10 protein-coding genes are annotated in these 13654 nt (G+C 71.7%); 6 read left to right on the top strand and 4 right to left on the bottom strand.

All coding sequences use genetic code 11. The features are described 5' to 3' along the window. Positions 1–158: 158 nt before the first annotated feature. Entirely contained in the window at positions 159–1154 is a 996-nt protein-coding gene (locus WFJ17_RS14505; protein ID WP_336648787.1) for a LacI family DNA-binding transcriptional regulator, read from the bottom strand. Between the two features lie 177 nt (positions 1155–1331). Here WFJ17_RS14505 and WFJ17_RS14500 point away from each other — a divergent pair, with 177 nt between their 5' ends. From WFJ17_RS14500 to WFJ17_RS14480, 5 genes are all read left to right on the top strand, one after another. After that, entirely contained in the window at positions 1332–2594 is a 1263-nt protein-coding gene (locus WFJ17_RS14500; RefSeq protein WP_251446488.1) for a sugar ABC transporter substrate-binding protein, read from the top strand. Positions 2595–2596: 2 nt separating this feature from the next. After that, a complete protein-coding gene (locus WFJ17_RS14495; protein WP_336648786.1) occupies positions 2597–3733 on the top strand; it encodes a carbohydrate ABC transporter permease in 1137 nt (378 codons plus the stop codon). Continuing rightward, complete coding sequence (locus tag WFJ17_RS14490) at positions 3730–4602, top strand: carbohydrate ABC transporter permease (RefSeq protein WP_251446482.1); 873 nt, start codon at positions 3730–3732, stop codon at positions 4600–4602. Before WFJ17_RS14495 ends, WFJ17_RS14490 begins: the two co-directional genes overlap by 4 nt. Next, a complete protein-coding gene (locus WFJ17_RS14485) occupies positions 4599–5333 on the top strand; it encodes a peptidase E (protein ID WP_336648785.1) in 735 nt (244 codons plus the stop codon). The genes WFJ17_RS14490 and WFJ17_RS14485 overlap by 4 nt, the downstream gene beginning before the upstream one ends. Before the next feature lie 64 nt (positions 5334–5397). Beyond that, positions 5398–7260, top strand: coding sequence for a glycogen debranching N-terminal domain-containing protein (locus WFJ17_RS14480; RefSeq protein ID WP_336648784.1), 1863 nt, complete (start codon positions 5398–5400; stop codon positions 7258–7260). Positions 7261–7421: 161 nt separating this feature from the next. Here WFJ17_RS14480 and hutI read toward each other — a convergent pair whose 3' ends face one another. The 3 genes from hutI to hutH all read right to left on the bottom strand — a co-directional run bounded on the left by hutI (position 7422) and on the right by hutH (position 11988). Next, positions 7422–8663 carry an imidazolonepropionase gene (hutI, locus tag WFJ17_RS14475; protein WP_251446473.1) on the bottom strand — a complete coding sequence of 414 codons (1242 nt, stop codon included), beginning with the start codon at positions 8661–8663 and terminating at the stop codon, positions 7422–7424. 99 nt (positions 8664–8762) lie between these two features. Next, a complete protein-coding gene (gene hutU, locus WFJ17_RS14470) occupies positions 8763–10454 on the bottom strand; it encodes a urocanate hydratase (protein WP_251446471.1) in 1692 nt (563 codons plus the stop codon). Further along, positions 10447–11988: a histidine ammonia-lyase gene (hutH, locus tag WFJ17_RS14465; protein WP_251446468.1), complete on the bottom strand. Its 1542-nt coding sequence runs from the start codon at positions 11986–11988 to the stop codon at positions 10447–10449. The genes hutU and hutH overlap by 8 nt, the downstream gene beginning before the upstream one ends. Positions 11989–12279: 291 nt before the next feature. On the opposite strand from hutH, the gene WFJ17_RS14460 reads away from it, so the two are divergent. Beyond that, complete coding sequence (locus WFJ17_RS14460) at positions 12280–13614, top strand: purine-cytosine permease family protein (protein WP_251446465.1); 1335 nt, start codon at positions 12280–12282, stop codon at positions 13612–13614. Positions 13615–13654 lie beyond the last annotated feature (40 nt).

Here is a 13654-nt window from a genome sequence, read left to right as displayed (position 1 = left end):
TCCGGATCCGCTCCTCACGCGACGAGACGCGGGACGGCTCGCCCGGCCGGGCCGCAGACGACACGAGCGCCGGCCCCCGCCGGCCCCCGCCCGGCACCAGCCCGGCACCAGCCCGGCACCAGCCCGGCACCGCCGCCGTACCATCGCCGCCGCTTCGGCTAGCGCACCACCAGGCGGGGCTCGATGAGCGCGTGCGCCGTGCCGGCCCGCACGTCCCGCGGGGTGACCGTCTCGCCGGTCGGCCCCATGAGCAGCTCCAGGGTCGCCGCCGCGACGTCCTCGGGGCGCTGCTCCACGCTCGAGAAGCCGAGCGCCTCCGCGGTCGGCGTGTTGTCGAACCCGATCACGGGCACCCGTGCGGATCCCTCCGTCTGCGCGAGGAGGGCGCCGATCGCGAGGGAGTCGCTCGCGCACACCACCGCGTCCACGTCCACCTCCGCGCCTGCGACGACGGCCCGCGCCCGCGCGACGTCCTCCTGGGTCGTCCACCGCGGACCCGTCGCGCCGGCCGCGGCCATCGCCTCCCGCCAGCCGCGTTCGCGATCGTCTCCGGTGCCCGATCCCGTCGGCCAGCCGAGGAACGCGACGCGGGAGCCGAAGCCGAGCGCGTGCTCGGTGGCGGCCCGGGTGCCGGCGGCCCCGTCGACGTCGACCCAGAGGTGCTCGGGGGCGGCCAGGTCGTCCTCGCCCCAGGGGCGCCCGAAGGCGACGAAGGGCAGCTGCGCGTCGCCCAGCCACCGGGTGCGCGGGTCGCCGTGGAACGTGCCGGTGATGATGGCCGCGTCGATCTCCGACCCCTCCCAGAGCTCCGCGAGCCGGGCGATCTCGTCGTCGGCCGTGCGGGCGGCGTAGACGAGCATGCGCATGCCGCGCTCGCTCGCGCGCTCGGTGAGGGCGTGCACGAAGCGGTCCAGCACGACCCCGGAGACCCCGCCGACATAGGGATCCAGGTGGATGCCGATCGTGGAGCTGCGGCGGGTGCGCAGCTGACGGGCGGCGGCGTGCCGCCGGTAGCCCAGCTCGACGATCGCCTGCTGCACGCGCTCTCGGGTGGCCGGCTTCACGATCGCCGGGGTGTTCAGCACGTTCGACACGGTCTGCCGCGACACACCGGCGCGCTGCGCCACGTCCTCGACGGTCGGCGTCCTGACCATGTCTCTCCCCTTCCGGATCCGGCTCGGGATCCGGGACCACCTTCCCACCTTGACACCCCGGGCTCCTGCCGCCTAGCGTATTCGACACGGAGTTTGATCGTTCAAATTCTTGCGACGGCGTCCCGTCGCCACCGAGAAGCACACATCATCACGGATGCTCATCAAGGGAGAAGAGACATGACACGGCACAGCATGCGCGCCGCGATCGGGGCCGGAGCCCTCGTCCTCGCCGGCGCGATCGCACTCACCGGCTGCGGTTCGGGGTTCTCCGGCGGCGACGCCGGCAGCACCGGATCCTCGACGCTCACCTCGTCCGACAAGCCGCTGAACATCCTTATCGGCTCATCCGGCGACGCGGAGACCAAGGCGGTCAACGAGGCCGTGGCCGCCTGGTCGAAGACGTCGGGCGTCAAGGCGACGGTGACCGCGGCGAGCGACCTGAACCAGCAGCTCTCGCAGGGCTTCGCCTCCGGCTCCCCCGCCGACGTGTTCTACCAGTCCACCGACGCCCTGGCCGGCTACGCCTCGAACGGGTCGCTCCTCGCGTACGGCGACCAGCTCAAGAACAAGGACGACTTCTACCCGAGCCTGCTCACCTCGTTCACCTACGACGGCAAGCTGTACTGCGCCCCGAAGGACTTCTCCACGCTGCAGCTGGTGATCAACACCGATCTGTGGGCGAAGGCCGGGCTCACCGATGCCGACATCCCGAAGACCTGGGACGAGCTCGCCACCGTCTCGAAGAAGCTCACCGCGGACGGCCACGTGGGCCTGTCCATGAGCGGCGAGTACGCCCGCGTCGGCGCCTTCATGGTCGCCGCCGGCGGCGGCCTGATGAACGCCGACTCGACCAAGGCCACGGCCGACGCCGAGGGCAACGTCAAGGCGCTCGACTACCTCAAGGGGCTGCTGAACGACGGCTCGATGAAGTTCGCGGCCGATCTCGGATCCGGCTGGGGCGGCGAGGCCTTCGGCACCCAGAAGGCGGCGATGGTCGTCGAGGGCAACTGGATCACCGGCGCCATGACCAACGACTACCCGACCGTGAAGTACAAGGCGGTGGAGCTGCCCGCCGGCCCCGAGGGCAAGAAGGGCACGCTGCAGTTCACCAACTGCTGGGGCATCGCCGCCGACAGCAAGAATCAGAAGGCCGCCCTCGACCTCGTCGAGCACCTCACCAGCGCCGACAGCCAGCTGGCGTTCTCGAAGGCGTTCGGCCCGATGCCGTCCATCAAGTCGGCCGCGGACCAGTGGAAGAAGGACAACGCCGCTCTCGTGCCGTTCCTCAACGGCGCCGAGTACGCCCAGGGCGTGCCGACCCTCAAGGGCGCGAGCGACGTCGTGACCGACTTCAACGGCAAGCTCGGCTCGCTCGCGACCGGCGACCCGAAGGCGATCCTCGATGCCGCGCAGAAGAACCTGGAAGCCCTGACCAAGTAATCATGGCCTCCTCCACCGTGCGGTCTCCCCGTTCCGCGGCCCATCAGGGCCTGCGGCGCGGTGAGACCGCATCGGGGTGGCTCTTCACCGCCCCGATGCTGATCCTGCTCGGCCTGTTCCTGGTCGTCCCCGTCCTCATGGCGCTCTGGGTGAGCGTGAGCGACTGGGGCGGCCGGGGCTCGCCCTTCTCCGGCGGCGTCTCGTTCGTCGGCCTGAAGAACTACGCCGCCCTGCTGCTCGGCGGCGGACTCGCCGAGGCCGACTTCGGCATGAGCCTCAAGAACAACGCGTGGTACGTGATCCTCGTGGTCCCCTGCCAGACCGCGCTGAGCCTGTTCCTCGCGGTGCTCGTGAACCGGCAGATCCTCAAGGGACGCGGGTTCTTCCGCACCGCCTTCTACTTCCCCTCGGTGACCAGCTCCGTCGCGATCACAGTCCTGTTCCTGTTCCTGTTCTCCACGACCGGCGCGGTGAACGCGGCGCTCGGCTGGCTCGGCATCAACGGGCCGAACTGGCTCAACGACCCGTCCGGGATCCTGCACTTCGGCGCCGCCGGCGGACCCGCGGCGCTCATGCAGAACAGCTTCCTCGGCGTCTCGTTCTGGGACTGGATCGGCGGTCCCAGCGTCGCGATGTGCGTCTACATCATCATGGCGATCTTCACGACGAGCGGAACCTTCATGCTGCTCTTCCTCGCCGCGCTGCAGAACATCTCCGGCGAGGTGCAGGAGGCCGCGATGATGGACGGCGCGAACGGCTGGCAGCGCTTCTGGCGGATCACCCTGCCGCAGCTGCGACCGACCCTGTTCACGGTGCTCACGCTCGGCCTCATCGGCTGCTGGCAGATCTTCGACCAGATCTACACCGGCACCCGCGGCCAGCCCGCCAAGACCACCATCACCCCGGCGTATCAGTCGTACCAGTCGTCGTTCCTCAACCAGGAGTGGGGACAGGGCGCCGCGATCGCGTTCATCCTGTTCGTGATCATCATCGCCTTCACGCTGATCCAGCGCTGGGTGCTGCGCGAGCGCCCCGTCTCGCGCCGCCGCAACCGCCTGTATCTGGAGGCCGCCGAGCGCGCCGCCCGTGCGGTGGCCGCCGACCGGACTCCTGCGACGAGCGAAGGAGCTCCGCGATGACCGCCCCCGCCTCCCCGGTCCCCCGCCGCACGCGGCGCGGCACCGTGCGGATCGCGTCCACCTCGCTGCTGTACGCGCTGCTGATCGCCCTCGCCCTGGTCTACATCTACCCGTTCCTCATCCAGGTCGCCACGAGCTTCAAGACGGATCCGGATGCGGCGGCGAACCCGCTCGCGCTGGTGCCGCAGACGTTCACCACCGAGGCGTACACGCAGCTGTTCCTGCGCAGCGACTTCCCCACCTGGTTCAAGAACTCCGTGGTCGTGACGATCGTGGTCACCGCGGGCCGGGTGTTCTTCAACTCGCTCGCGGGCTACGCGCTGGCGCGCCTCCGCTTCCGCGGGCGCACCGTGGTGTTCGCCGGGCTCATCGCCGTCATGAGCGTTCCGGCCGTGGTGCTGCTGATCCCGAAGTTCCTGGTGATCAACACCCTCGGCATGTACGACTCGTACGCGGGCATGATCCTGCCGCTCCTCGTCGATGCCGCCGGGGTGTTCATCATGAAGAACTTCTTCGAGTCGATCCCCGTCTCCGTCGAGGAGCAGGCGCGGATCGACGGCGCCGGCACCTTCCGGGTGTTCTGGTCGGTCGTGTTGCCGATGGCGCGCCCCGCCCTCATCACGATCGTGATCCTGTCGTTCCAGGGATCCTGGAACGAGCTGGCGCACTTCATCGTCTCCACCCAGTCGCCCGAGCTGACCACGCTCACGAAGGGCGTGGCGCAGCTCGCGAACGGACAGCTCAGCCAGGGCCGTCAGTACCCGCTCAAGCTCGCCGCGGCCATCATCATGACGATCCCGGTGGCGGTGATGTTCTTCCTGTTCCAGAAGCGCATCATGAACTCGAGCGACGGGGCGGTGAAGGAATGACGGCCGACGCGCCGACGATCCTCGCCACCTGCGGAGGGATGGTCGACGGCGGCTGGCACGACGCCGCCTACGGGCCCCTGCTGCACCTCGCGATCGAGCTCGCCGGCGTGACCGGGCGCGCTCCCCGCGTCGCCCACGTGAACACCGCAGGCGGCGATCCACGGTCCGCCGAGGGCGCGGAGCTCGAGGCCGCCCGCGCGTCCGGAGTCGAGGGCAGCCACATCCGGCTGTTCCCGCATCCGAACCACGAGCGCCTCGCGGAGCACGTGCTGAGCCGCGATGTGATCTGGGTGAGCGGAGGCAGCGTGGTGAACCTGCTCGCCGTGTGGCGGGCGCACGGCCTGGACGACCTGCTGCGGCGGGCCTGGGAGGCCGGCGTCGTCCTCGCGGGCGGATCTGCCGGCGGGCTGTGCTGGCACAGCGGCGGGACCACGACCTCGTTCGGCCCGCAGGCGACGGCGGTGGCCGACGGCCTCCGCTTCCTTCCCGGATCCTTCAGCCCGCACCACGACTCGCAGCCCGCCCGGCGGCCGGCCTTCCGCGACGCCATCGCGGAGGGCCGGATCCCGCCCGGATACGGCGTCGAGGAGGGCGTCGGCCTGCTCTACCGCGGCACGGAACTCGCCGAGGTCGTGACGGAGCGACCGGACGCGCATGCCTGGGCCGTCTCCGCCGGTGGCGCCGAGGAGCGCCTGCCCGCCCGGATCCTCCCCTCCCGCCCTCTGTCCTGATCCCCGTCCTCTCCCCCGCCCGGCGGGCACCCCGCCCGCGCACCGCCCCTCACGAAGGAGCCCCATGACCGACACCCCGCTGCAGCCCCTCCTGAACGACGCCGTCATCGTCCTCCAGGCGCCGACCCAGGTGTGGTCGGATCAGACCGGAGACATGGGATCCGCGCCGATCCACGGGGTCTACCACGGCGACCTGCGTCACGTGCGCGCGCTGAGCGTCGCCATCGAGGACACCGAGATCGAGACGATCGCGTGCTCCGCCCCGACCCCGCAGCAGGCGGTGTTCGCGGCGGTGCTGCGCGGCGTCGACGACGACCGGCCCGACCCAAAGGTGCGGCTGGACCGGACGCGGACCGTGGGCGCCGGCCGGGTCGAGGAGCGGATCCGGGTCTCCTCGCACCGCGAGGTGCCCGTCCCCATCGCTCTGACCGTGACGCTCGCGCCCGACTTCGAGCCGCTGCAGCGCGTCAAGGCCGGACTCCCCGACCCCGGAGCCTGGGCCTGGGACGGCGAGCGCGCGTCCTCGGGGCCGGCGTCGTTCGCGCTGACGGCTCCCGGAGCGGCGATCGCGGTCGAAGGGGCGACCCTCGCGGTCCGCTGGGCGACTGTGCTGGAGCCGCGCTCGACGGCGGAGTTCTCGTTCGCGCTCGCCCTCGAGGATGCGACGCTGGTCGTGACGGCTCCCTCGGGCGCCGCGCACGCGGCCGTGCCCGCCACCGGTGACCCGCGCCTGCGCCACTGGCTCGACCGCGCCGCCGGCGACCTCGCCGCCCTGCGCCTCGCGCTTCCCGCGCACCCGGACGACGCGTTCTACGCTGCCGGGGCACCCTGGTTCTTCACCCTGTTCGGCCGCGACTCGATCTGGGCCGCGCGCCTGGCGCTGCGCCAGGACCCGGCGATCGCCGCCTCGACCCTGCGGGTGCTCGCGCGCCTGCAGGGCACGAAGAAGGATCCGGCCACCGCCGAGGCTCCGGGCAAGATCCCGCACGAGCTGCGCAGCGGCGCGCTGTCGCTGCCGAACGAGGGCGTGCACCTCCCCCCGCTGTACTACGGCACGGTGGACGCGACCCCGCTCTGGGTCTGCCTGCTCGCCGACGCCCGCGACGCGGGCATGCCCGAGGCCGAGGTACGGGAGCTCCTGCCGAGCCTGCGGGCGGCGCTGGGCTGGATGACCGAGCACGGCGACGCGAGCGGATCCGGCTTCATCGACTACGTCGACGAGACCGGGCACGGACTCGCCAACCAGGGCTGGAAGGACTCCGGCGACTCGATCCAGTGGCGCAGCGGCCGGCTGGCGGAGGGCCCGATCGCGCTCAGCGAGGTGCAGGCCTACGCCTACGAGGCCGCCGTGCGCAGCGCGGACCTCCTCGATGCCCTGGGCGAGGACGGCGCTGAGGGGCTGCGCGCCTGGGCCGCCGATCTGCGCGCCCGCTTCCGCGCGGCCTACTGGGTGACCACGCCCGAGGGGCGCTACCCGGCGATCGCGCTGGACGCGCACGGCGCGGCGGTCGACACCCTCACGAGCAACATCGGTCACCTGATCGGCACCGGCCTACTGGATCCGGACGAGGAGCGCGCCTGCGCGGCGCTGCTGCTCGGCGACTCGATGTCGAGCGGCTTCGGGATCCGCACGATGTCCTCCGGGGCCACCGGTTTCTGGCCGCTCAGCTATCACGGCGGCAGCGTCTGGGCGCACGACACCGCGGTGGCCGTGCACGGCATGCTCCGCGCGGGGCTCCGCGACGAGGCCTCCGCCGTCGCGGGCCAGCTCGTGGACGCCGCCGAGGGCTTCGACTACCGGATGCCGGAGCTGCACGCCGGCGACACCCGCACCCCGGGCGTCGCACCCGTGCCGTACCCCGCCTCGTGCCGCCCGCAGGCGTGGTCGGCCGCCGCGGCCGTGGTCTGCGCGGAAGCGCTGGGCTGAGTCCCGCCCTCGCCGAACGGGTGGTCCGCCAGGCTCGGGCCGTCACGATCAGCACACGGTGCGACGATCGGCACAGGATTCAGACCAGATCCTCTGCCGATCGTCACAACCTGTGCTGATCGTGACGTCGCCCGCAGCGCGCGCGGGCGGGCGAACCCGCCTCAGACCGCGCGCACGCCGTCCTTCCAGACGGCGTCGACGAGCGGCACGCCGGGACGGTAGGCCAGGTGCACGCGGCTGGGGCTCTTCAGCAGCACGAGGTCGGCGCGCATCCCCGGAGCGATGCGGCCGATGTCGGTGCGGCGCAGGGCCGCCGCTCCCCCGGCCGTCGCCGCGTGGATCGCCTCGGCGACGGTCATCCGCATGTCGCGCACCGCGACGGCGATGCAGAAGGGCATCGACGAGGTGAAGCTCGATCCGGGGTTCGTGTCGCAGGCGATCGCCACGGTCACGCCGGCGTCGATGAGCCGGCGGGCGTCGGGATAGGGCTGGCGGGTGGAGAACTCCACGCCGGGCAGGAGCGTGAGGACGGTGTCGGATCCGGCGAGCGCCGTCACATCGTCGTCGGTGAGGTAAGTGCCGTGGTCGATCGAGGCGGCGCCGAGGTCGACCGCCAACTGCACGCCCTCGCCGGGGCCGAGCTGGCTCGCGTGCACGCGCGGCTGCAGGCCGCGCGCGATGCCGGCCTCGAGCACGCGCCGCGACTGGGGCACGGTGAACGCACCCGTCTCGCAGAACACGTCGATCCACTTCGCATGCGGAGCGCAGGCGTCGAGCATCTCCCCCGTGACGAGGTCGACGTAGTCGTCGCCGCGATCGGCGTACTCGGCGGGCACGACGTGCGCGCCGAGGAAGGTGACCTCGGGGGTGACCTCGGCGGCGAGGCGCACCAGGCGCTCCTCGGTCGCGACGTCGAGTCCGTAGCCGCTCTTGATCTCGACCGTCGTGGTGCCCTGGGCGAGCATCTCGTCGAGGAAGCCGCGCAGGCGCGCCCGCAGCTCGTCGTCGCTCGCCGCCCGGGTGGCGGCCACCGTCGAACGGATGCCGCCGGCGGCATACTTCTGGCCCTGCATGCGGGCCTCGAACTCCGCGGCCCGATCGCCGCCGAAGACGAGGTGGCTGTGGCTGTCCACGAAGCCCGGGATCACCGCGCGCCCCGCCGCGTCGACGACGGTGAGCTCGTCGGCGTGCGACGTCTCGTCTCGCTTCGCTCGCTCAACGACCCCGTCGGCGTCCGCCGCCGCTCCGACCCACGCGATCCGGTCGCCCTCGATGAGCACGGCGGCATCGTGCCGCGTGCCGCAGCGGTCTCCGGTAGCTCCGACCGATCGATCGGGCTCTCCGACCGCGGGGGCCGGGTCGTTCGTCGTCAGCTCGCCGATGTTCGTGATGAGGATCCGCATGTCCCGCCGCCTTTCCAGAAATGGTCGCGTCCCGCCCTGCGCTCCCCCATCCCCCGACGAGGTGCGCAGAGCGGGACGCCGTCTGTGTCCGAGCTCGGCTCAGAGTCCCATCGGGACCTTGAGGCCTCGCTCGCGCGCGATGTCCTTCGCGTGGTCGTAGCCCGCGTCGACGTGCCGCATGACGCCGGTGCCCGGGTCGTTGGTGAGCACGCGCTCGAGCTTCTCGGCGGCCAGGGCGGATCCGTCCGCGACGGTCACCTGACCCGCGTGGATGGAGCGGCCGATGCCGACGCCGCCGCCGTGGTGCAGCGACACCCAGCTCGCCCCCGACGCCGTGTTCAGCAGGGCGTTGAGGAGCGGCCAGTCGGCGATCGCGTCGGATCCGTCCTTCATGGCCTCGGTCTCGCGGTACGGGCTGGCGACCGAGCCGGAGTCGAGGTGGTCGCGGCCGATGACGATCGGCGCGGACAGCTCGCCCGAGGCGACCATCTCGTTGAACTTCAGGCCCGCCAGGTGGCGCTCCTTGTAGCCCAGCCAGCAGATGCGGGCCGGCAGACCCTCGAAGTGCACCTTCTCGCCGGCCTTCTCCAGCCAGCGGTGCAGCGCCGCGTCCTCCGGGAAGAGCTCCGCGATGGCGCGGTCGGTCTTGTAGATGTCCTCCGGGTCGCCCGAGAGCGCCGCCCAGCGGAACGGGCCGCGGCCCTCTTCGAACTGCGGGCGGATATACGCCGGAACGAAGCCGGGGAACTCGAACGCGCGGTCGAAGCCGCCGAGCACCGCTTCGGCGCGGATCGAGTTGCCGTAGTCGAACACCGCGGCGCCCGCGTCCTGGAACGCGACCATGGCGCGGACGTGCGCGGCCATGGCCTCGCGCGAACGGCGGGTGAACTCCTCGGGGTCGCGCTCGGCCTCGGCCTTCCAGTCCTCGACCGAGATGCCGATCGGCAGGTACGCGAGCGGGTCGTGCGCGCTGGTCTGGTCGGTCACGATGTCGATCGGCACGCCCCGGCGGAACAGCTCGGGGAAGATCTCCGCCGCGTTGCCGACGATGCCGACGGAGAGGGCCTCGCCCGCCTCCTTTGCGGCGACCGCACGGGCGATCGCCTCGTCGAGGTCGGTGTAGTAGACGTCGAGGTAGCCGTGGTCGACACGGCGCGCGAGACGCGACTCGTCGACGTCGACGATCAGGCAGGCGCCGTCGTTCAGGGTGACGGCGAGCGGCTGCGCACCGCCCATGCCGCCGGCGCCGCCGGTGAGCGAGAGGGTGCCCTTGAGGGAGTCCTTGCCGAGCGAGCGGGCCACGGCCGCGAACGTCTCGTAGGTGCCCTGCAGGATGCCCTGGGATCCGATGTAGATCCAGGATCCGGCCGTCATCTGGCCGTACATCATCAGGCCCTCGGCCTCGAGCTTGCGGAACTCGGGCCAGGTGGCCCAGTCGCCGACGAGGTTGGAGTTGGCGATGAGCACGCGCGGCGCCCACTCGTGCGTGCGGAACACGCCGACCGGCTTGCCGGACTGCACGAGCAGGGTCTCGTCGGGCTCGAGCTCGTCGAGCGTGCGCACGATCGCGTCGTACGCCTCCCAGCTGCGCGCGGCGCGGCCGGTGCCGCCGTAGACCACGAGGTCCTCGGGGTGCTCGGCGACCTCGGGGTCGAGGTTGTTCATGAGCATCCGCTTCGCGGCCTCGGCGCCCCAGCTCTTCGCGGTGCGCTCGTTGCCGCGGGTGGCGCGGATGGAGCGGGTCGGGTCCGACAGGGTCGGGCCCGCCGTGGTGGTGGTGGTGTCAGTCATTCGCGTGCTCCTTCGCAATCGCAGCGATCTGGCCGGACTGCACGAGCGCAGCGACGGCCTCCATGTCAGGGCTGAGGAATCGGTCGGGGCCGGGGCCGCCGGCCACAGTGCGGACGAGGTCGCGGACCGCACCGGTGGCGGGTCCGGCCTCGAGGGGCGCGCGCAGGTCGAGCGCGCGGGCGCCGGTGAGGATCTCGATCGCGAGGACGCGGCCGAGGCCGTCGATCGCGCGGCGGAGCTTGCGGGCCGCGGCCCAGCCCATCGAGACGTGGTCCTCCTGCATCGCGGAGGACGGGATCGAGTCGACCGAGGCCGGCACGGCGAGGCGCTTGAGCTCGGAGACGATGCCGGCCGCGGCGTACTGAGCGATCATCAGACCGGAGTCGACGCCGACCTCGTCGGCGAGGAACGGCGGCAGGCCGTGGCTGCGGGCCGGGTCCAGAGCGCGGTCGGTGCGGCGCTCCGCGACCGAGGCGACGTCGGCGACCGAGATCGCGAGGAAGTCGAGCACGGCGGCGACGGGCGCGCCGTGGAAGTTGCCGTTGGACTCGATCCGTCCGTCGCTGGTGACGACGGGGTTGTCGACGACGCTGGCGAGCTCGCGCTCCGCGATGGTGGCGGCGTAGGACGCGGTGTCGCGGGCGGCGCCGTGCACCTGCGGCGAGCAGCGCAGCGAGTAGGCGTCCTGCACGCGCCCGTCCTCCGGGCCCTTGTGGCTGTGCACCATCGGCGAGGATCCGAGGAACGCGCGCAGGTGCGCCGCGGACACGGCCTGGCCGAGCTGCGGGCGCAGTGCCATGAGGTCGGCCGCGAAGACCGCGTCGGTGCCGAGCTGCGACTCGATCGACATGGCCGCCGAGATGTCGGCCGTGAGGAAGAGGTCCTCGAGGTCGTGGAGGGCGAGGACGAGCATGCCGAGCATGCCGTCGGTGCCGTTGATGAGGGCGAGGCCCTCCTTCTCGACGAGCTGCAGCGGGGCGATGCCGGCCGCGGCCAGCGCGTCGGCGGCCGGCACCTTCTCACCGGAGGCGTCGCGGACGTCGCCCTCGCCCATCGAGGCGAGCGCGATGTGCGCGAGCGGGGCGAGGTCGCCCGAGCAGCCGAGGGAGCCGTACTCGCGCACGATCGGGGTGATGCCCGCGTTGAGCATCGCGGCGTAGGTCTCGACGACCTGCGGGCGGACGCCGGTGTGGCCGGAGGCGAGGGTCTGCAGGCGCAGCAGCTGGAGGGCGCGGATGACCTCGGTCTCGACCTCGGGTCCGGTGCCGGCGGCGTGCGAGCGGATGAGGCTCTGCTGCAGCTGGCGGCGGCGCTCGGGCGCGATGAAGGTGGTGGCCAGCGCCCCGAAGCCGGTGGAGACGCCGTAGTGCGGGTTCGGGTCGGCGGCCATGCCGTCGATCACGCCGCGCGCGGCGGCGACGCGGTCGAGGGCGCCCGCATCGATGACGATCGGGGCGTGGTGGCGGGCGACGGCGACGACATCCTCGGGGCGCAGCGGCGCCGCACCGACGGTGACAGGGGAAGTGTGGGGCATGAGACGATTCCACACCCTCGCCTGCCGCCCGAACAGGGCGCAGGACGACGTCCTGTCTGTGATCACAGACAGTCTGCACGAGCCTCCACATCGCTCGAATCGGGTGTCGAGATCCCGTGTACCCGGCGGGAGCGATGACCACGATCCGCGGCCCCCGCACACCGCGAGCGGGACGGTGGATGTGCGACCTGTCGATCAGCAGACGACATCAGTGCAGATCGCACATGGTGGGGCGCGCGGCACGTCACTAGCGTGAGCGGCACCATCCTCTTCCGCCCGAAGGAAACCACCATGGCCCGCATCGCGCCGCACGACGACTTCGCCCTCTCCCGCGTGACACCCGAAGCACGAAAGCCCTGGTTCGGCATCGCCGTGCAGCGCTTCGGCCAGGTCTCCGCCCTGTCGCAGTTCCTCCTCGGCGCCACCCTGGGCTACGGGATGAGCTTCGGGGAGGCGGCGCTCGCGTTCCTCCTCGGATCCGTGATCCTCGAGGTCATCATGTGCATCGTCGGGTTCATCGGGCAGCGCGAGGGCCTGAACACGGCGCTCCTCGCCCGCTGGACCGGCTTCGGCGAGATCGGCGCGGCGCTCGTCGGGCTCGCGATCGGCATCAGCCTCATCGGCTGGTTCGGCATCCAGTCCGCGATCTCGGCGCAGTCGCTCGACGCGCTCATGCCCGGCGTGCTGCCGACCTGGCTGTGGAGCCTGCTGTTCGGCCTCGCCGTCACCGCGATCGTCGCGTTCGGCTTCCTCGGCATGCAGTGGCTCGCGAACATCACCGTGCCGCTGTTCCTCATCCTCGTGGGCTGGTCGGTGATCTCCGAGCTCAGCCGCCACGACCTCGGCACGCTGCTCACGAGCCCCGCGCCGGGACCGCACATCAGCGTCTGGGCCGGCACCGGCATCGTCGCCGGCGGTCTCATCGTGGGCGCGATCATCACCGGCGACATGACCCGCTTCAACCGCTCCCGCGCCGACGTCGTCAAGCAGACGGTCGTGGGCGTCACCCTGGGCGAGTTCGTGATCGGCCTGGCCGGCGTGCTCCTCGCGCACGCCGCGAAGTCGGGTGACATCGTCGCGATCGTGACGAGCTCGGTCGGCCTGGTCGGTCTCATCATCGTCATCACGGGAACGCTCAAGATCAACGACTGGAACCTCTACTCCTCGGCCCTGGGCCTGGTGAACTTCGTGTCCACGACGTTCGGCAAGAACCTGCACCGCGTGACGACGACGATCGTGCTCGGCGTGGTCGGATCCGTCCTCGCCGCCGCCGGGATCCTCGGGCAGTTCACCCAGTTCCTCATCGTGCTGAGCGTCGCGTTCCCGCCGATCGCCGGCATCATGGTCGCCGAGTACTTCGTCGTGCGGCGCTGGCGCGGGGAGCTCGACGCCAGCCGCGAGGAGGGGGTGCTCCCCGCCTCCGCCCCGCGCATCGTCCCCGCCACGATCGTGGTCTGGCTGGTCTCGTCCCTCGTCGGCTACTTCGTGACCTGGGGGATCCCGTCCCTCATCAGCCTGTTCCTCTCGATGGTCCTGTACATCGCGGCGGGCAAGCTGGGCCTCGTCCGCGGCGTCGGGGCCGTCCCCACCCGTCAGGCCGACCCCGCGGAGACCACGGCGGTCTGACCCCCAGACTCCGTCGCGGGGCACGGCGCCTTCCGATTCC

Source organism: Microbacterium sp. MMO-10 (assembly GCF_037148715.1).
GTDB lineage: Bacteria > Actinomycetota > Actinomycetes > Actinomycetales > Microbacteriaceae > Microbacterium.
This window is presented reverse-complemented; position numbering and strand designations above follow the sequence as displayed.